The sequence below is a fragment of the Bradyrhizobium sp. SSBR45G genome (assembly GCF_030159255.1).
In the GTDB taxonomy this organism is placed as follows: domain Bacteria; phylum Pseudomonadota; class Alphaproteobacteria; order Rhizobiales; family Xanthobacteraceae; genus Bradyrhizobium.
Map to the genome: position 1 here is coordinate 21,753 of NZ_BSCT01000005.1, position 19,956 is coordinate 41,708.

Sequence of the window (19,956 nt, forward strand, 5' to 3'; positions counted from 1 at the left end):
TGGGCGGGTTCTTGGGCAACGAGTCCGAGGCCACCGGATCCCGGGCGGACCACACGGCCACCCGATTCATCTCGAGGATGAATCACCATCTGGAACTCGAACGCGCGACGATCGCCGCGCTCGAGCGCGGCGACCACCGGCGAGCGTTCGCACTGGCAGACCGGCGCTGTCGGATTTCTCCGCCTGCGACCGCGCGCGCCCATCTGTTGCGCGCCGAGGCCCTCCACCACCTCGGCCTCGCCGACGCGGCTGCGGGTGCGGTCACGAAGGCCTGGGAGCTCGAACCCGAAAATCTCGCGGCCGCCCGCCGCATGATGGCGTGGACGGCAGGTCGCGAGCAGCTCGAGGCCGCCAAAACCGTCGCCAGAATCGATAATGATCCGGGCACAATACGGGTGGCGCTGCGCCACCTGCAGGCCGCCGGACAAGTTGCCTGCGCGCGCACCGAGCTGCTCGACAGCGAGATCTGGGGATGGGCCACGTGGCCGACGGCGAGCACGCTGCAGATCACGCTCACCTCTCCCGATCAGATCCGCAGGTTCACCCTCACCGGCACCTCCCATCATCCGCTCGCGACGGCAGAACGCCAGGCGGCCGATTTTCGTCTCGAAAGACCTGATGCAGCCGGTCCGCTGCATCTTCAGATCACGGTCGACGACCAGCCGATCCACCAGCTGTACATCGCGGAAGGAAGACCCGAAGCGCCGCGCTCCGCACCGAATCCAGGGTCAGGCGGCGAGGCCAGATCCGGCCAACTCACCGTTATCGTTCCGGTCTATCGTGACCTGGACGCCACGACCGCCTGCCTGAGCAGCGCGATCAGCGCAATCGAGGCGACGCCCGACAGCCGCCTGTTGATCGTTGACGATGAATCACCTGAGCCGGCCATCAAGGATCTGCTGCATCGGCTGCAGAGCAGGCCAAACGTGATCGTGCTGACAAACGAGCGCAATCTCGGCTTTGTTGGCGCCGTCAACCGAGGGCTCGATGCAAGCCCAGCCGGCGACGTCGTGCTGCTGAACGCCGATACGCTGGTTCCGCAGCAGGCATTCAACCGGCTGCGCGCCGCCGTCCGATCGGTCCCGCGGATTGGCACGGCAACGCCGCTGTCGAACAATGGCGAGTTTACCAGCTTCCCGCTGCCGAACACCTCCAACCCGCTTCCCTCGCTGGACCAGGTCGAGGAGCTCGACCGGCGGGCCGCGACAGCCAATGCCGGCAGCCTGGTCGACATTCCCAATGGCATTGGGTTCTGCCTGTATCTCACACGCGCGTGCCTCGACGCGGTCGGACGACTCTCGGATGATTTCCAGCGCGGCTATCTCGAAGATGTCGACCTGTGCTTGCGCGCCGCGGAAGCAGGCTTCAGGAACGTCTGCGTTCCCTCGGTCTTCGTCGGTCACGAAGGATCGCGATCATTTCTCGACGAGAAGCGCGCGCTCGTCATGCGCAATCTGCGCGTTCTCGAGCAGCGCTATCCGCGCTATTCGACCGAGTGCGCGGCATTTGTGCTGGCTGATCCGCTGCGCAAGCACCGCGCCGCGCTGGAACGCGAGATCATCATGAGCCAGGACGGCGAAGGCTGGCACATCGTGCTGTCAGGCTGCGGAGCGCTGAGCGCCACGGCGACGAAGCGATCCAGCGCGGCATGCGACCGAGCCCTCCAAAGTCTGAATGCACAGATCGATGGCGATGGACGTCAAATCTTTGCCGCTCTGAGGAATCCGCTGGGAGGCGTCCCGCAATCGCTTCGCTTCGCGCTCACGACGGATGCCGACGTCGCCGCCTTTGGACAGTTCCTGATCGAGCATTCGTCGGGGGAGATCGAGATCGTCGGAACCCGACGCATCCCGCCCCGTCTGCTCTCCTTCATCAGAGACCGGCTGCCCTATCAGATCGCAATCGCCGATACGTCGCTCGGCGACGGCGCGTCGCATCGATCCGGCCTGCGGCCTAGCTGGATCAACCTGGTCGAAGGCGCACATCGCATCCTGACGTTCGATCCACGGGGGTCGCGATTTGTCGACGAGGTCCTGCACATCAATGCGGAGCCGGACGGGCCGCCGAGCGGCCGGACACCGACCGATCGCCCCTCTCCGGCTGAACGCGAGGTGCTCGGTGTCGTGGCCCTGCGGGCGTCGGCTCAGGAGATCCGCTTCATCCGCGGGTTGGCGCACCAGCTCGGCCGGAAGCTGCCCACCGCAAGGCTGGTGATCCTTGGTACCACGCTGGATGATCTCAGCCTGATCAACGAGGACAATGTCGTCGTGACGGGCGGTGCGATCACTCCCGGTGAGATCGACGGCCTGATCGAGGCGTACGGCATCACCAGCATCCTGCTGGATACGGGTGATCCATTGTTCGGACACCCGCTGATCGTCGCACTCGAAGCGACCGGACTGCCGGTTGCGGCGACGGACTGGCTGGCGGCTCCGGACCGGGACGGGCGGGACCTGGTCATCCCGTCCGGCCTGGCGGCACCGGAGGCGGCTTCGCGAATCGTCGATTGGCTGAGACCCGTGTCAGCCGAATTCAGAATCCCGCCGGAGCAGCTTCGGGATGAGGTCGCCTGTTGACCCGCGACACCCAGGAGCGCGGCGGCCAGGCGAGCGCCGAAAACGGCGGATGATCCAGCCCGAGAAGCGGATGATAGTAGGGATCCTCCATCAACGCCTCTCCCCATTTGATCCGCAGATTCAGAAGCTCTCGGTCGAAGCGCGCCTTGCGATCGGGGGTCACGTCACGGCCACGGCTGACGGACTCGAGATGGGTCAGTCGGGCATCGGGCGTCATCACGATACGCCTGCCGAGCTGCCGCAGCTTGAGGCAGAGATCGACATCGTTGAAATTCACGGGGAAGCGGATTTCGTCCATGCCGTCGACGGCATCGTAGTCGCGCTTGCGGAGCAACAGGCAGGCAGCCGTGACAGCAGAACATTCATGGGCCACCTGCAACAGATCGCCGTAGCCGGGGTCACCGTCCATGCGATCATTGAAAGCGTGGGTCGCGGCGAAATTCGTGCCGAGCACCACGCCGCCGTGCTGAACGACGCCGTTGGGCCATAGCAGCTTGGCGCCGACCGCGCCGACATTGGGCTCGCTGAGCCGGGACAGCATTTCGCCCAGCCAGTCGTCGTCCAGGGCCTCGATATCGTTGTTCAGCAGACAGACGTTCTCCGTGTCGACGAGACGGATCGCGGCATTGTTGATACGGGCGAAGTTGAAATGACCCCGCACCTTCAGAACGCGGACGCCGCGCGCAGCGACACTTTCGAGATACTCGATCGTTTCAGGCTCGGTCGACTCATTGTCGACGACCAGGATCTTGGCTTGCACTTTGCGAACAGCGGGCTCGATCGTGTCGAGACAGCGCCGCAGCAACTTGCCGCGATTGCGGGTCGGAATCACGATGGTCGTCCGCTCGTTCGGAGCGACCTCACGCTGGATTCTCACCGAAGGAATCAAGCCATGTTCACGCGGCAACACCGCAGCCCGGATTCCGCTCCTGGCGAGGAAAGCACGGCTGGCGTCGCCGAGTTCCTTGACGGCTGACGCCGCGTCGATGGCGGGCAGCGTGGCGAGGGCACCCGGCAGATGACGGACGCGGCGCGTCGCAAGCTCGTTGCCGACGCAGGCATGAAACAGCTCGTAGAGCGACATCGCCGAACGGAGAGTCTCCAGGGCGCACGCCCGGCGCACCGCGAAGAAATAGGCGCCATACGCCTGCTCCAACGCACGCTCCCGGTCGAATGCCGGGAACATCAACGGCCAGAGCTTGCCCTCCGACTGGAGCTCGACATCGCTGTAGACGCAGTCGCAGCGGCGGTCCGCCTCGAACACCTCGCCGAGCCGCTGCAAGGCATCCGGTGCGATGAAGGTGCCGCTGAGGCAGAACACGACGAATTCGCTGCTTGCCGCATCGCCGCCGAGAAACTCCCAGGCCGGCTTCGCGTCGAACCGGCCGAAGCTGCGGGGTGTCGGCAGGCTGATCGCGGTCCAGGCGCAGTTCCGCTGCGCCTCGAGGCTTTCCACGGTCTCGTCGACACCGGATTCGCCGATCAGGATGACAGCCGCCTCGAACGCGCCGCCAGCGCGGCTGGGCGGCTGGAAGCGTTCCTTCCAGCTCTCATAGAGATGCAGCGGAAGCGACGCAGGCACCAGCTGATCGAACAGCCGTCCCCGCAGACGTTCGCTGTCCCAGCGGCCGAGCTGCTGGAGGGCCTGTTCCAGGCCGCGCTCGAAGGCGACGAAGGGCAGCGGCTGGGCAAGGATGCTGCGGCCATCGGCAAGGCGGGCGGACAGCTGGCGGACGCGTCCGTCGGCGAAGTGCTCCGGAAGATGAAAATCCAGCCGGCGCGCGGCGTCGAAGCCGTCCCCCTGCGCGACATGGGTCCAGCCTGACGGCTTGACGACCATCACGAGCTGCTCGGCGACCAGGACCTCGACATCGTCCTCGAGCTCCGAATCGAGCCAGCCGACGAAGCGCAGACCGCCGACCCATTCGAGGTCGCCCAGAACATAGTCCGCCTCATCGGTCAGCGGACTGTCGCAGTAGATCGGCGCGCCGACCGCGATGCCCAGATTGGCGAGCCGCGCCTCGACGCAGGCGGCGCTGGCCAGCGCCTCGGCGGCGACGCTGAAGGTGAAGCCAAAACGGCCATCTCCGATCCCCGCGTCACGCAGGCGCGCGACCATCCCGTCGCCGACACCGACGGCAACGACATAGCCGTCGACCACCAGCTCGATGGTGAAGGTGCGGGTGGGGGTGGCGGGGTCGTAGGCGAAGCCGGAGAACACGTTTCCCCTGCGAAACAAGGCCGTCTGCAGCTGATCTCCGGTCTCGTCCGCATCAAGCAAGGGCTCGGCTTCCATTCCCGACATGTCGTCCCCAACCGCCCTCTCGCGTCGCGCAAGCCCCGTCGACGGGCTGACGTGGTCATTGCCGATCCCCTTGGAAAAGACAACAGGCATGGACCAGCGGCCATGCAGCGCGCGCGCCGCTGTGGCGAACCGGTCCTAGCGGGCGGCGCGCTCGGTCGCGACGAGATCGTCGAGCTCGCGGGACAGCGCGTCCGGCCAGGCCGGTGGCACGAGGCCGAAAGCGGCCGCAAGCCGCGACAGGTCGAGCTGTGAATTGGCGGGACGGCGCGCCTTGGTGGGAAAATCCGCCGTCGTGATCGCCTCGACCGCCCCCGCCTTTACCGCCACGTCGCGCCGGCGCAGGCCGTCGACGATGGCCGTGGCGAAGCCGTGCCAGCTGGTGGCGCCGGAACTGGTCAGATGCACCAGGCCATCGGCGCGCGCGAACGTGCCCGGCAGGTCGCCTTCGCCCTGCGCCAGGATCGCCGCGATCACCTCGGCGATGGTGCGCGCCGAGGTCGGCGTGCCCGTCTGGTCGGCGACGACGCGCAACTGATCGCGCTCGCGCGCCAGGCGGACCATGGTCCGCATGAAATTGGCGCCTTCCGACGCGAACACCCAGGCGGTGCGGACCACGAGATGCGGCCCGCCGGCGCCGCGCACGGCCTCCTCGCCGGCGAGCTTGCTGCGGCCATAGGCCGAGAGCGGGCCGACCGGATCGTCCTCGCGCCAGGGCCGCGCGCCCGAGCCGTCGAACACGTAGTCGGTCGAGACATGCAGCAGCGGCACGCGATGCGCCGCCGCCCAGCGCGCGATCACGCCCGGCGCATGGCCGTTGACGGTGGTCGCCAGCTCGATCTCGTCCTCGGCGCGGTCGACCGCGGTATAGGCGGCCGGGTTGAGGATGAGATCCGGCCTGATCGCCTCCAGCGCGTCCGCGAGACTGTCCGGCCGGGTCAGGTCGAACGCCGCGCGCGGTGGGCAGACCAGCTCATGCGCCGCCTCGGCCGCCAGCACACGGCGCAGCGCGCCGCCGACCTGTCCGCTGGTTCCGGTGATCAGGATGCGCATCAGATCTGCCCATACACCGGAAGATTCTTGGCATCCGCCAGCAGCGGCGCCTCGGCATCCTTGGCCGACAGCTTGGGCTCGGCGATGCCCCAGTCGATGCCGATCGCCGGATCGTTCCAGCGCACCGACATCTCGTCCTTGGGGCTGTAATAGTCGTCGCATTTGTAGAAGAAGTCGGCGCTTTCAGACAGCACGACGAAGCCGTGGGCGAAGCCGCGGGGAACCCAGAGCTGCCGGCGGTTCTCCTCGGACAATTCCACCGCGACGTGGCGGCCGAAATTCGGGCTGCCGACGCGGACATCGACCGCGACATCGAGCACGCGGCCGCGCATCGCGCTGACCAGCTTGCCCTGCGTGTTCGGGTTCTGCAGATGCAGCCCGCGCAGCACGCCATGGGCGGAGCGGGACATGTTGTCCTGCACGAACGGCCCGGCGATGCCGAGCTCGCGGTAGCGCGCGGCCTGGAACGTTTCCAGGAAAAAGCCTCTGGTATCACCGAACAGCTTCGGCTCGAGAATGATAACTTCCGGCAGGTCGGTCTTGATGACGTTCATCGGATGATCTGTTAAAAGATTGATGCTTATGCAATTTACTGTATCCCTTTATCCAACTTGTGCAACGCACGCTATCTGTTAACGTAACAATTATTCGCAGAGCGAGGTCCCATGAAGGGCATCATCCTCGCCGGAGGCACGGGCTCGCGCCTGTATCCGGTGACAACGGTCGTTTCCAAGCAATTGCTGCCGGTGTTCGACAAGCCGATGATCTATTATCCGCTGTCGACGCTGATGCTGGCCGGCATCCGCGACATCCTGATCATCTCGACCCCGCAGGACAAGCCGCTGTTCCAGCGCCTGCTCGGCGACGGCGCCGAGATCGGCCTGAGGTTCCAATATGCGACGCAGGAGACGCCGCGCGGGCTCGCCGACGCTTTCATCGTCGGCCGCGAGTTCATCGGCAATGATTCCGTCGCGCTGATCCTCGGCGACAACATCTTCTACGGCCACGGCCTGCCGAGCATGCTGTCGAGCGCCTCGTTCCGCAAGAAAGGCGCGACCGTGTTCGGCTATGTCGTCAACGAGCCGCAGGCCTACGGCGTGGTCGAGCTCGACGGCACCGGCCGGGCGCTGTCGATCGAGGAGAAGCCGAAGCAGCCGAAGTCCAACGTCGCGGTGACCGGGCTCTATTTCTACGACAACGACGTCGTGAGCATCGCCGCCGACGTCAAGCCGTCGGCGCGCGGTGAGATCGAGATCACCGACGTCAACAACGCCTATCTGGAGCGCGGGGATCTCTATGTCGAGGTGCTCGGCCGCGGCTTCGCCTGGCTCGACACCGGCACGCATGCCTCGCTGGTCGAGGCCAGCCATTTCGTGCAGATCCTCGAGCAGCGCCAGGGCCTGCGCATCGCCTGCCCCGAGGAGATCGCGCTGCGCCAGGGCTACATCTCGCTGGAGCAGTTCGACAAGGTCGCCGCCAAGACCGCCAAGAGCAGCTACGGCGAATATCTGCAGTCCGTCTCCCGTTCCTTCCACCGCTGACGCCTGGGGGCATCGATGCGTTTCAAAGGCTCGACCATCTTCGTCACCGGCGGCGCCGGCTTCATCGGCTCGGCCGTGGTGCGGCATCTCCTGCGCGACACCCATGCGCGCGTGGTCAACATCGACAAGCTGACCTATGCGGCCAATCTCGACTCGCTGCCCGGCGCGGCTGGCAATCTGAACTACGCCTTCGAGCAGGCCGACATCTGCGACGCCATTGCGTTGCGCCGGCTGTTCGAGAAGTACCAGCCGGACGCGGTGATGAACCTCGCCGCCGAAAGCCATGTCGACCGCTCGATCGACGGCCCCGGCGAGTTCATCCAGACCAACATCGTCGGCACCTTCACGCTGCTGCAGGAGGCGCTGCGCCATTTCCGCACGCTGCCTCAAGAGAAGCGCGCCGGCTTCCGCTTCCTGCACATCTCCACGGATGAGGTGTTCGGCACGCTCGGCGACACCGGCCTGTTCACGGAGACCACGGCCTATGCGCCCAACTCGCCCTATTCGGCGAGCAAGGCCTCGTCCGACCATCTGGTGCGGGCCTGGCGCGAGACCTATGAGCTGCCGACCATGATCACCAACTGCTCGAACAATTACGGGCCGTATCACTTCCCCGAGAAGCTGATCCCGCACATGATCATCAAGGGACTCGGCTTCGAGAAGCTGCCGGTCTATGGCGACGGCCAGAACATTCGCGACTGGCTCTATGTCGAGGACCACGCCAAGGCGCTGACTTTGGTGCTGGAGCGCGGCCAGGTCGGCGAGACCTACAATGTCGGCGGCCGCAACGAGCGCACCAATCTGCACGTGGTCGAGACCATCTGCGACCTGCTCGACGAGGTCGCGCCATCTACGCACGGCGGACGCCGCCAATTGATCAGCTTCGTCACCGACCGTCCCGGCCACGACCGCCGCTACGCCATCGACGCCTCCAAGCTGGAGCGCGAGCTCGGCTGGCGCGCGCAGGAGACCTTCGAGACCGGCATCGCCAAGACCGTCCGCTGGTATGTCGAGGAGCAGCCATGGTGGCAGGCGATCCTGCAGCGCGGCTATCAGACGGAGCGGCTCGGCCGCAAGGCTGCGCATTAGGCCCTCCGATGCGCGGCGGCCCGCACCATCAAGCCGTGGCGCCGCGCTCTCGCGGCGCGATCGGCGCCCGAGTTGTCCTGAGAATGTCGCCCTCAGAGACGAGGGCGCAGGGAAGACCGGGTGCCCGCTGCACCCATGGCCCCCGTGCGGAAGAAGTGCACGGGGCAGGAACCACAGGTGTCGGCGGCATCACGCCGGCCTTCCCTGCACAGTGGTTTACGGCTTACTTCGCGCTCTCCCCGGGGACCGGCTTGTTTGCCCCCGTCACCTCAGCGCGCGTCACGCGCTGCGCTTGGCATCAGCATCGGGATGCCAGGACCACACGACTTGACCATCCGCACCAGCGACCGCTCGTCAGTCGGCCGCGGCACGTCCACCGCATCCCAGGCCCAACGTCCGTAACGACGCGCACGCCCCTCCGAGGAGCCCGGGACGGCGGGAAAAGTGCCGGTGATTTGCCCGACGGCGCAAGCGCGAAAGGGTGCGACATGGTAACGCGACGGGCAACTGAGGCAATAAACGGCGTCGGATTCAAATCGAGATTCTATGCATGTCTTCCCTGCTGGGGCGGACCCGGTCGGCTTTCTGTCCACCGCGCGCCTTACGGCATTTTTCTCCAATTCAAACAGCTGAACTCTGCCATATAATGACATCAAAGCCGCTTCGAGTTCTTAGCCGTCGGGCTTTGTTAGCCTACATTGGCGCCGCCTTTTTCGCACGCGGAGCGCTCAGTGATTCTGGAAGAGCGCCCAAATATCACCCCCTGATTGGCGCGCTTCGATGGGACGCATGGTACACGCCCGGATCAACGCCGACAGAGGCTGTTAGACGATCACTGGCACCGGAGAAGTACCACTGGCGCCTGCCCTTTTTCGCTAAGCTAAACAGCGAACAAGAGCCGACGTTTCCAACGCTTACGCAGGCCGAACTCGATCTTGAGATTCAACAGGCGATCTACGCGGGGCTGGACTACTGGGCATTCGTCGCATACCCAAAAGACGATCCAATGTCTGCAGCCCTTCTGAGGTACTTAGATAGCCAGAAGAAGCAACAGCTCAAGTTCTGCTTGTTTACGGAAGTCAACCGATGGGGGACTCAAGGTAAACCTACGCCTCTCATCGACGAGCATATCGAGCTCATGAAGCGACCTGAATACGTCAAAGTCTCAGGCGAACGGCCACTCTATTACCTTGGATTCATTGATAGGAACGACGTCGTAAGCCGTTGGGGTGGAGCGGAAGGTCTCAAGACCCAGATCAACGATTTCCGCACCGAGTGCACCAAATCTGGAGTCGGCAATCCGTACATTGTACTCGCAGGATCTTCTTCGCAAATCGAATTTTGGTCCTCCTTAGGAGGAGATGCTATTGGAGCCTACACCATAAGCGATCCACGGGGGACCGGTGACTATGACTCGTTGACGCGAATTGTGGAGCAACGGTGGAGATCTATGACTCGATACCATCTTCCGGTAGTCCCAACGGTGGTAACAGGGTGGGATCGCCGACCTCGAGTCGAGCGCCCGGTTCCATGGGAGCGAGGTCAGCACGCTGGCGCCGGCATTAACTACTTCTTCGAATCTCCGCGCTCCGATCAGATCGCGGCTCAGCTTGACATGGCAATTAAGTTTACGAACGAACAGCCTGACCAACTCAGAGCACCGGCCCTCCTAATCTATGCTTGGAACGAAAATGACGAAGGCGGATGGCTAGTCCCGACACTTCCTTGCAATTCAGAACGAATTGATGCGCTTCACAGAATGCTCGCCCTACAGCCGGGCGCCAGCACAAGCCCCGGCTGCAAGATAATGCAGCAATGAAGCTTAAGATTGAACTTTTCAAAACATTGGCCTAGTTTTTGGTGATCCTGACGGGGTACATTGAGATGACCAATTTTCCTCTGAATCAATGGACTAAGGAAGTCCCTTGGATTGATCGTCCCGACGCCGACGTAGATAGTTTTCTTAGAGAAAACAAGGTCGAGGCGAATTTCGATATCAGGGAAAAGCTACTATTTTGGCAGCAGAACGGCTTCGTTATATTCGAAAACGCAGTTGACTCGGCTCTTTTGGATGACTTTGAAGCTGAGATAGACTTCATAAGATCCAATAGCCACGACCGCAATATCAGCATTGAACTACAAGGGAAGCAAACATATACGAGAGCCGTCCCCGCCGAGAAACTTAACGACCCTGGCGTCAAGTTCAACCATCTGCACACCGTCTCGCGCAAGGCTGCGGAAGTTAGTCTTGCTTTGCCGGTCTCACAGTTTCTAGGGATCGTTTTTGAGTCGCCAGCCACAGTAACTCAAAGCCTAACGTTTTGGCGAGGAAGTCAGCAGCCACTCCATATCGACTATCCGTTTGTAAACCGTCAGAAGCGATTAGCTTACGTTGCTGCCTCGTGGATTCCGCTTGAAGATATATCACCCGACTCTGGTCCTCTTGAGTACTACCCGGGAGCTCACAAGATCGCCATTTCAGGGTTCTTCGATTGGGGAAACGGAGACATAGTGAAGGGCGCAGAAGCCATGCAAAATTCTATGGAGTTTGCAAAATTTCTTGAAGATCGAGTAGTCAGCGCCGGCATAAGGCCCGTAGTGTTTTGTCCAAAAAGAGGTGATATTCTAGTTTGGCATGGGAACTTGCCGCACAGCGGGACTCGAATTAAGGACCCTACACTTACGAGAAAATCCTACGTCACACACTATACATCATTAGCTGATTATCCTGACACTTGGAAGATTCCAGAAGAACAATGGGCGAGAAGAGCCGTCGCCCTTAACAAGGGGTACGCCTTCCAGTTTCCCTGGACTAATATGGCTGACACCCTCCCCAGCTGGAGCGCGAATCAGAACTAGGGCCGCGCTCCATGACGCTCTACCGTTTTTTGCTCAACAACCGTGATCGAGCTAAGAAGGTGGACTCATGATCGACTTCTGGTCTCTACCCAACGTAGAGCGGCAAGAACGCGTCGAGCGGCTCATTCGAGAACAAGCTTCCGATTCAGAGCGCTGGCTAAATCCTCTGAACGCCGACGGAGCCTTGGATCACTCACGATCCATTGCGACAGCGCGATTAATCGAGCCACATTCAAGTGTCCTGGATATTGGATGCGGCGCTATGGCGCTGAGGAGGTATCTACCGACAGGATGTACGTATCAGCCCTGCGATATTCATGATCGCGGCGAAGGCTGCTTCGTTGTGGATTTAAACAAACGAGAATTTCCGCCAGGAATGTATCGCTACATCACTCTTCTTGGCGTTCTTGAGTATGTGCACGATCCGGAGTTTGTACTCGATCAAGCCAGTCAGCGCTGTTCGATTTTGCTACTCGACTACAGCTCCCAGGGCTCAACTAATGAGAGGCGAAATTGCGGATGGGTCAATGATCTCACCCCAGGAGAGGCAGTAAACGCTCTAATCAGAACGAACTGGCGCCATATTTGCCTTCGCAAGGTGATAGATAATCGCTACCTCTATATTTGCGAGAGCAAGATCAACGGATCCGAGTTTGATTGGGGGCACTTTGTGAAACGGGGAGAAGCGGGCGAGGCCTAGCTGTTTTACATTGATCGCGGAGCTCAAGCGTTCAACCCTTTAATTTCAGACCGTTCTTCTTGGCGAATTCAATATACGCTCTATAGAGTTCATCATAACGCTGATTGAGCTTCGTCGGCTCTGCAAGATTATAGAGGGACTGCACGTCGACCTTATCTAGCTTTACAATGCTCACATTAGGCATACCGAGGAAGCTACACATATCCTCAGTCCGAGTGTCATGACAGATCACGATGGCTGGAACGCCGCGCTGTATAGCAGCCATACAGCCATGGAAGCGAGTACCGAACACGAAATCGTAGTTCGACATTGCGTCGAGCCAGCGATCCACGTCGAAGAAAACCTTTACATGCTCGGCTGCCCAATTCCGTGCAGCCTCCGCGGCGACGGCACCGCTGAGAAATGTCACGATCTCGCTCAATTGTGCGTCGGCGGTCGCACCGGGTAGCCGATCCGCAAGTTTGATCTCCGCCTGTTCGCTTTGGGCGATGAAGTCAGCTTTCCACTCAACGCCCGTACGGTAGATATCGAGCAGATGTTTCTTCATCTTCTCCTTGTCAAAGGAGTGTCCAATCACGTCCCGGGAAGCATTGATCGAAATGCGTTTGATCTGATCGAAGGGCTTTGCGCGAAGGTTCAGACCGCCGGGCCCGCGCATATAAAATGAAGGACAGCCGGTGACCGTAACATTATGTACGCCTCTCCGGGCCAGAACCTGTTGAGTATAGGGACCGCGCACGCCAATGCTGGGAGCACGTTCAGCAATTACCTTCACAAACCGCTCGGTTCCAGGCATAAGTTCAATGTTTGGATCATAGCTGTTAGACTGAGCGCCCAGTCCAACGATCGCAACGGGCAAATCCGCACGCTCAATGTAGTCGGCCATGCCACCGAAATCGAACTTCGGAAATAGGAAGTTCGCAGCGGCGATCACTATCATATCGAAGCGCTCACGTACCTCTTTCGGATCAATCCGATAATCCCACGAGATATCGTCGTAGGCGATTTGGCTGAGCAACCCATAGGCGATGACCTGATTCCCGGTGTTGCCCCCGGTCTTGGCGAGCTTGGACATAGGGTCCTCACCCGGCTCGACTGAAATACTGGGCGTAGCTCCGAGCAGGAAAATATTCACAGCGTTTCTCCGGAGGAGTTATTTGGGTGCGGAGCGGATTGCAACGACCCTGCTCTGAACGCTACTCGACCAAAAATGGATTTTTGCCAAGCCGTTCGCAACCTTAAATGGTCAATGTCCTTTGATAGCAGCCTTCCACTGTGCGGCTTCAGTTTCGTAGTCCGCCGCGGGACTCCGCCCCTCGCCGCCCCCCATCGTATGGAAATGAGCCTCGGCTGACTTTAACCGTCCTTCGCGCACTGCGTTGGCCACATCTGGATACTTCGCAAGATACCAATCCGGATCGACGATGGGTCCACTTCCCTTGCGGCCTTCGAAATAGCCATAACCGATATAGTGCATGTGGGCACTCTCAATCTCGCCCCGCTCGATTGCCTTAGCGACGTCCGGGTTCTCCTCCAGGTAGCGCCTCTCGTCAAATTCGCTCGAAGCGAGCGCAATTTGCAGCAGCAGCTTCAACAGCTTGGTAGGCACCTCGATCTTACCGGTACCATTAAGGTCGGCCTTGGACGCGTTCAAGGCGGCCATTAACGAGTCGGCTGAAGGAACATACATAAGATAACCCCATGAGTATGGACATAGTCCAACGTTGTGGAAAGTGTTTGCGAGCGATCGCCTACCGTGCCTAAGCCTGGGCCGCCTTCGGCTTCTTAGCCCTCGCTGCCTCCAGTGGCGCACCCATAAGCTGAGCGGTCACCTCGGCCAGATAGACCGCCTGGGACGAAACGCCGCGGTCGTCGAGACCGAAGCGCGTGCGGGCGGCGTCGTGCATGGCGGCGATCTCGTCGACGTGCTTCTGGGCCTTCAGCGAGTGGGTGACCGAGGCGGCGTGGCGGCGGTGAACGTTGAGCGGATCGGCGACATAGGCGATCTTGGCTCCCGGCGCGGCCAAGCATTCCAGATAGATGCGCCAGTCACCCGCCATCCGTAGATCCGTCAGGTCCCGGCGGCACGCCTCCAGTGCCCGCAGCAACGCGTCGCGCCGCCACAGCACCGACGACACGTTGAGAATCAGGTTCTTGACGCTGAGATAACGCCGGGCGAAGTCCGGCCCGTCGAACACCTCGGTGCGTGACAGGGCGCCCGGCTCGACGCTGGCGAAATAGGGCTTATAGCTCTCATAGACATGAGCCCCTTCGCCATCGATCGACTTCGAATCGGTGAAACCGAAGGCGATGGACGGATCAGTCTTCATCAGCCCCAGCAGGCTGGAGAGGAACGACGGCTCTGACAGATCGTCGGCCTCGGCGATCCACAGGAATTCGCCGCGAGCCATCTCGGCCGCTTTTGTCCATTGTGCGAACACCGAGCCTGAATTCTGCTCGTTCAGCACCAAAGTGAGATCGCGCTGGCGCTCCTCAGCGACCTTCATGATGACGTTGACGCTGTCGTCCGAGGAGCAGTCGTCCAGCACGATGACCTCCTCGACCGGATGGTTCTGGTCGAAGATGGTGCCGAGACGCTCCGGCAGGCACTGGGCGTAATTATAGTTAGGGACCGCGACCGACACGGTCGGCAGCTTGGGCACCGCGAGGCGGACGAGATCGCGGACGTACTCCATGAAATCGAACTTGGCCGCGACCAGTTCGACCATGCGGCTCTGCTCGGTCGCCGACGGGGGATAAGCAAGGTATCGTGCAATCGCGCGCGACATCGCGGCGACATCGCAATACGGGACGACCGCTCCGACGCCTTCACCGACCAGGAAGCCGGGAATGCCACCCGACTCCGCAAAGGACACGACGGGCACGCCCACACTGAGCGCTTCAAGAGCCACGGTGGGAAACGGATCCTCGCGCGAGGTCAGCGCAAACGCGTCCGACGCGGAGAAAATGGCCTGCATGTCGGAGCGGAAGCCAAGCATATGGAAGGCTCCGGAGGCTTCCGCCCGGCTGATCTCCTGATCCAGCCACTCGCGCAAGACCGGATCGACCCCGCCGACCCACGCGAAATGCACATCGCCGCCGTCATACTGGATCTGGTTGCGCAATTGGAGGAAAAGGTCGAACCCTTTGCGCAAATCCGCATAGCCGACACCGAGCACGAGCCGGTCGGACGGCGCAAGGCCAAGCTCCTTGCGCACGGCCGCCGCACCGGCGGCATCGTGAACCATCTGCTTGTAGCTGCCCTGGGCCCGGATCAGGAACCGGTCCGCATCCGGCTCGATCTCCAGCGCATCCATCAGCTTGTCACGCACGAACTCGGAGGCGAACACGACCTTGTCGGCGCGCATCAGCGCTTCACGCGCTGTTTCCTCCAGGTTCTTCTCCTTGAGGATCCGAGGCAGCTCATGAATCAGCGAGACGACCCGCAGGCCGATCTTGGTCAGGAACTTGACTGCCACGCCCGAGACCGAAGTGTTGGCGATCGCGGCCGTAAAGCCCTTCTCCTTGAAGTGATTGAGGGCCGAGCGAACCTCGCTCGGCTGCTTCAGAACCGTCAGCGGCGCGACAGCCTGATAGTCGTGCTCCATGGCGCCGCCGGACAGCAGCAGGAACTCGACCTCGAAATTGAAGTTCGAGCGGAGCACCTTGCCGATCGAAAGCAGCAGATGCTGCGCGCCGCTCGGGAAAGCATCGTGGCCGACCAGCAGAATCTTCGGAGACGACAGATCGCGGGTCAGGCCGGTGACGGCCCGGGCGGTCGCATTCAGATATGCCGAGCCGAAATGCAGGTCGGGCTCGAGATAGGCGCCCTCGCACCATTCGTTCCACGCATTGATGCAGACGATCGGCTCGCCGAAAAACGGGGTCTTCTGCGCCTGCTCGACCAGCGCTGCCAGCCAAGCCTCATATTTCTGCGGCGTCGAGCCCTGGATCACCAGCCCGGTCCCCTGGCGGCGGGCGTCGTTGTCCCAGCTGGGGACCGCCGTCTTGATCAGTGGGAATGACGGCGTCGGCTCTTCGAGCGAGTATTTCGCGACGTCGTCGTAGCTATAGATCTGGCCTGAGAAGGTGTCGTCGAGGATCTTGTGCTCGGCGGTCCGCAGCGGCGTGAACTTGGTGATCTTGTGCGGCGGAAACTCGATGGCACCGTCGAGGCCGTTCGGACCCGGATCGAAATCGTCGAAGCTCTGGCTCATGACGATGATCGGGTCTTCACGGAACTTCTTGGCAAAGATCTCGCGCCAGCGGGCGATCACATTGGCCGTATCGGGGATCAGCCTGGGCCGATAGATCATCAGCAGCGGCCGGCCCTGGATGCGGATATAGCGCGGATCCTTGAAATGGCGATTGAAGTCGCCGAGCAGCCGCGAATCGTCATCGGACAGATAGTCCTGCGAGATCAGCACCTCGCCTTCCATGCCGTCCCAGCGCCGTGTCCAGTTCTCGTTCGCCCACATCAGGCAGAACGGCATATCGATGTCGCGCGCCTTCAGGAATTGTTCGAGCGGCTTTTCGAGCAGTCGCTTGCCGTTGAACCAATAGTAGTAATAAACGAAACCATGGACGCCCCCGGCCTTGGCCAGCTTGGCCTGGCGCCGCATGGTCTCGACGTCGGCAAGGGAATAGAAACCGAGATCGCGCGGAATACGCGGCTGGTAGTGATCCTTGAAGCGCGGAACGCCGCGCGCGATGTTGGTCCACTCGGTGAAGCCCGTTCCCCACCATTTGTCATTCTCGGGGAAGGCGTGAAACTGTGTCAGATAGTAGGCCAGCACTTTCGCCCGCGGCTTGGCGGTCGATGGCATCGGCCGGAGCTCTTCGAACGAAGGGCTTGGCTTGGTGAAGCGCTTGATCTCGGCCGGAATCGTCGCCTCGGACTCGGGCGGGACCGGATAGATGCCCTCCTCGTGCCTGTGCTCCAGGTAATGAAGCAGCGGATTCTGATCCGTCTTACCTTTGAAATAACGCTGAAGGTAAAACTTGGTGTCGAACTCAGCCGAAGGGTTACGGCCTTCCTTGTAGCCGTGAAATAGAAAGTGCTCGAACGGATCGACGCCGGCAGCGGCGACATCCTGATATGTCTGCAGGTAATATTCCGCGTCGAACTCGGGGATCGGGCTGAACGGCCCCAGCCGGTTCTTCAGATAATGCCCCAGCGGACTTTCGCTGGCAGGAATCGCGTATTTCTCGCGATAGAAGCTCGGCTGAAAATAAGGACTTGGCCTCAAGCCTTCCGGCTCACCGAACTTGGCGTAATGCAGCAGTGGCTGCTGCTCGGAGGACGCGACGTCGGGATTCTGCGCAAGGTACCAGAGCGGGTCGAAGATGGCGTTCGGCTTACGGCCTTCCTTGTAGCCATGAAGAAAGAAATGCTCGAAGGGATCAGCACCTACGGCAACGACGTCGGGGTATACGGCGGCATAAAAAGCATCGTCGAACAACCCGATGCCTTTCAGGAACTGTGCCGCCTCCCGGAGATCGATGCCAGGCTCTGCCGGGCCGCCGTCTATCTGGGCCACCACGCCTTCCGAACTCTCAGGATCCAATTTCGTTTCTGATGGCGCGGGCGCGGCCGCGCGTTTCGTGCGGGAGTCTTTTTGTCCGGCGTCGCGCGCCAGCTTAGAAAGAAAGTCTGCCATCTCGCGCAATCATTTCCCAGATGTTGACGTTATCGCTTGATGTCAAAGCGTAGGCAATATCTCTGTCATCGCTATGAATGCTCAAAGTTAATCCGGCAATTGCTCATTGATGCTCAAAGATCCACGTCCGGGGACTAATCAGTTCCGGTCGCGCGATACCGTGTCGGATGCGGCTCGCGCCTGCATACGTTGTTTCGCAGCCTCGTTCCCCTGAGCAGCAGCCTTGCCATACCAGTCGACCGCCGCCGCGCTGTCCTTTGCAATTCCGTTGCCAGATGCGAGCGCATCGCCCAGCGCCAGCTGCGCAGCCGCCATGCCCTTCTCGGCGGCGGCGCGGAACCATTCGACGGCCCTGGCCGGGTCGCGCTCGCAGCCCTGGCCCTTCGACAGCATGACCGCGAGATTGTATTGCGCGAAGGGATGGCCCTCGCGCGCGGCGGCCTCGTACCAGGCGACGCCCTTGGCCAGGTCCATCTCGACGCCGTTGCCGGTGCAATACATCACGCCGAGCTGGAACGCCGAGGGCGCGTGGCCGGCCGTCGCGGCCTTCTCGAACCAGGCGAAGGCGGTCTTCGCATCCGTCAGTCCCGAATTGGCATCGAGATGCAGGCCGGCGAGCCCGACCATCGCCTCGACCAGGCCGGCCTCGGCTGCCGGCGCATAGGCTGCTGCGGCCGCGGCCCAATCCGGCGGGCCGCCGAAGCGGCCGGCGTTGAGATGACCGAGCTGCAGGCTCGCCGGCGCATGGCCGGAGGCCGCGGCCTGCGCCAGCAGCGTCGCGGCGCGGCCGCGCGCCTCCTCGGTGCGCTCCGACTGCAGCAGGAACATCGCCAGCGCGGTGCGCGCCTCGGCGTCGCCGCCCTCGGCCGCCCGGGCGAGCCAGTGCGCGGCGCGGGCGGGATCGCGCTCGATGCCGGCGCCGGCGGCATAGATGCGGCCAAGCTGGATGTCGGCGGCACTGATGCCGGCGGCGGAGGCCTTCTCGAACCAGGCGATGGCGGCCGGCACGTCGCGGGCGACGCCGGTGCCGTCGCGATAGAACACGGCGATGTTGAAGGCCGCGGTGGCGTGGCCGCCTTCGGCCGCGCGCAGGAACCATTTCGCCGCCTCGCGGACCGACGGCGCGACGCCGCTGCCGGTGGCATAGAAGCGCCCGGTGAAGAACTGCGCCTGCACGTCGCCCTTCTCGGCCGCGGCCTGGTACCAGTTGGCGGCCTCGCGCAGATCGGGCTCGGCGCCGAGGCCGCGGGCATAGAGTTCCGCCAGCTTCTGGATCGCCGGCAAATGGCCCTTGCGCGCCGCCTTGCGCAGCGCCGTCTCGGCGCGGTCGGTGGACGCCTCGATGCCGTCGCCGGCGAGATAGATCAGGCCGATGGCGTGCAGCGCCTGGATGTCGTCGTGACGCGCCGCCTCGGCGTAGAGCCGCGCGGCCTCAGTGCGGTCCTGCGCCACGCCGGTGCCGGACTGATAGCAGGAGGCGAGCGCCACCTTGGCCCGGATGTGGCCGGCGTCCGCCGCCTGGCGGTACCAGCCGATCGCGGCTTCGGCATCAGTGGGAACGCCGAGGCCCTGGAAATGGATGTCGCCGAGGCCGAAGGCGCCGGCAGCATAGCCCTGCGCCGCGGCCTTTTCGTACCAGCCGCGCGCGGCGTCGAGATCGCGCGGGACACCGCGGCCGTGGCGGCAGAGATCGCCCATCCGCGCCTGGGCCTCGGCATGGCCGGCGCCGGCGGCCTGCGCGAGCCAGCGCGCGGCCTGCTCGGGGTCCTTGGCGACGGCGAGGCCGGCGGGAAACAGCAATTGCGCCACCGCGGGCGCCTCGGCGCCGGGCTCGGCGGCTTCGGACTGCCAGGAAACGCCCATGTTGGGCGCGGCGACGCCGTCGAGCAGCATCCAGCCGAGCTGATATTGCGCTTCGAGATGGCCGCCCTCGGCGGCGCGGCGATACCATTGCGCCGCGTCGGGGAACGAGCGCACCACGCCCTCGCCCTTCGCATAGGCCTGGCCGATTCGGAACGCGGCCTCGGCCGAGCCCGCCGCGGCGGCGCGCTGCCAGATCCGGATCGCCGCGAGATATTCACCGGCGGCGTGGCGTGCCTCGCCGGCGGCGACCGAGGCGCCGCGCGGCAGCGCCGCGCCCACCCGCGACAGCACCCGTTGGATCGCGCTCATGGTC

Annotated in this window: 13 protein-coding genes; 6 read left to right on the forward strand and 7 right to left on the reverse strand. The window is 62.5% G+C overall.

What is annotated here, in order from left to right:
* Positions 1 to 11: 11 nt before the first annotated feature.
* Positions 12 to 2,576, forward strand: a complete 2,565-nt coding sequence (locus tag QQL87_RS08240; protein ID WP_284416888.1) for a glycosyltransferase — start codon at positions 12 to 14, stop codon at positions 2,574 to 2,576.
* Here the strand turns inward: QQL87_RS08240 and QQL87_RS08245 are convergent.
* From QQL87_RS08245 to rfbC, 3 genes are all read right to left on the reverse strand, one after another.
* A complete protein-coding gene (locus QQL87_RS08245) occupies positions 2,533 to 4,881 on the reverse strand; it encodes a glycosyltransferase (RefSeq protein WP_284416889.1) in 2,349 nt (782 codons plus the stop codon). The two genes, QQL87_RS08240 and QQL87_RS08245, sit on opposite strands and share 44 nt — an antisense overlap.
* 135 nt (positions 4,882 to 5,016) lie before the next feature.
* Positions 5,017 to 5,931 (reverse strand): dTDP-4-dehydrorhamnose reductase, encoded by a 915-nt coding sequence (rfbD, locus tag QQL87_RS08250; protein WP_284416890.1) that lies wholly within the window; start codon positions 5,929 to 5,931, stop codon positions 5,017 to 5,019.
* The gene (rfbC, locus tag QQL87_RS08255) at positions 5,931 to 6,485 is read right to left on the reverse strand and encodes a dTDP-4-dehydrorhamnose 3,5-epimerase (protein ID WP_284416891.1); all 555 of its coding nucleotides are present in this window, start codon (positions 6,483 to 6,485) and stop codon (positions 5,931 to 5,933) included. Before rfbC ends, rfbD begins: the two co-directional genes overlap by 1 nt.
* 111 nt (positions 6,486 to 6,596) lie before the next feature.
* Here rfbC and rfbA point away from each other — a divergent pair, with 111 nt between their 5' ends.
* The 5 genes from rfbA to QQL87_RS08280 all read left to right on the forward strand — a co-directional run bounded on the left by rfbA (position 6,597) and on the right by QQL87_RS08280 (position 12,120).
* The gene (gene rfbA / locus QQL87_RS08260; protein ID WP_284416892.1) at positions 6,597 to 7,472 is read left to right on the forward strand and encodes a glucose-1-phosphate thymidylyltransferase RfbA; all 876 of its coding nucleotides are present in this window, start codon (positions 6,597 to 6,599) and stop codon (positions 7,470 to 7,472) included.
* A gap of 15 nt (positions 7,473 to 7,487) precedes the next feature.
* Entirely contained in the window at positions 7,488 to 8,561 is a 1,074-nt protein-coding gene (gene rfbB, locus QQL87_RS08265; RefSeq protein ID WP_284416893.1) for a dTDP-glucose 4,6-dehydratase, read from the forward strand.
* Between the two features lie 550 nt (positions 8,562 to 9,111).
* On the forward strand, positions 9,112 to 10,380 hold the full coding sequence (locus QQL87_RS08270) for a glycoside hydrolase family 71/99 protein (protein WP_284416894.1): 1,269 nt from the start codon (positions 9,112 to 9,114) through the stop codon (positions 10,378 to 10,380).
* Between the two features lie 65 nt (positions 10,381 to 10,445).
* Complete coding sequence (locus QQL87_RS08275; protein ID WP_284416895.1) at positions 10,446 to 11,420, forward strand: phytanoyl-CoA dioxygenase family protein; 975 nt, start codon at positions 10,446 to 10,448, stop codon at positions 11,418 to 11,420.
* 67 nt (positions 11,421 to 11,487) lie between these two features.
* Positions 11,488 to 12,120: a methyltransferase domain-containing protein gene (locus tag QQL87_RS08280; RefSeq protein ID WP_284416896.1), complete on the forward strand. Its 633-nt coding sequence runs from the start codon at positions 11,488 to 11,490 to the stop codon at positions 12,118 to 12,120.
* A gap of 31 nt (positions 12,121 to 12,151) precedes the next feature.
* Here QQL87_RS08280 and QQL87_RS08285 read toward each other — a convergent pair whose 3' ends face one another.
* From QQL87_RS08285 to QQL87_RS08300, 4 genes are all read right to left on the reverse strand, one after another.
* Complete coding sequence (locus QQL87_RS08285) at positions 12,152 to 13,255, reverse strand: polysaccharide pyruvyl transferase family protein (RefSeq protein WP_284416897.1); 1,104 nt, start codon at positions 13,253 to 13,255, stop codon at positions 12,152 to 12,154.
* 111 nt (positions 13,256 to 13,366) lie between these two features.
* A complete protein-coding gene (locus QQL87_RS08290) occupies positions 13,367 to 13,783 on the reverse strand; it encodes a hypothetical protein (protein WP_284416898.1) in 417 nt (138 codons plus the stop codon).
* A 97-nt stretch (positions 13,784 to 13,880) separates the two neighbouring features.
* Positions 13,881 to 17,780, reverse strand: a complete 3,900-nt coding sequence (locus QQL87_RS08295; RefSeq protein WP_284417221.1) for a glycoside hydrolase family 99-like domain-containing protein — start codon at positions 17,778 to 17,780, stop codon at positions 13,881 to 13,883.
* A 138-nt stretch (positions 17,781 to 17,918) separates the two neighbouring features.
* Complete coding sequence (locus tag QQL87_RS08300) at positions 17,919 to 19,952, reverse strand: tetratricopeptide repeat protein (RefSeq protein WP_284416899.1); 2,034 nt, start codon at positions 19,950 to 19,952, stop codon at positions 17,919 to 17,921.
* Between the last annotated feature and the right edge of the window lie 4 nt (positions 19,953 to 19,956).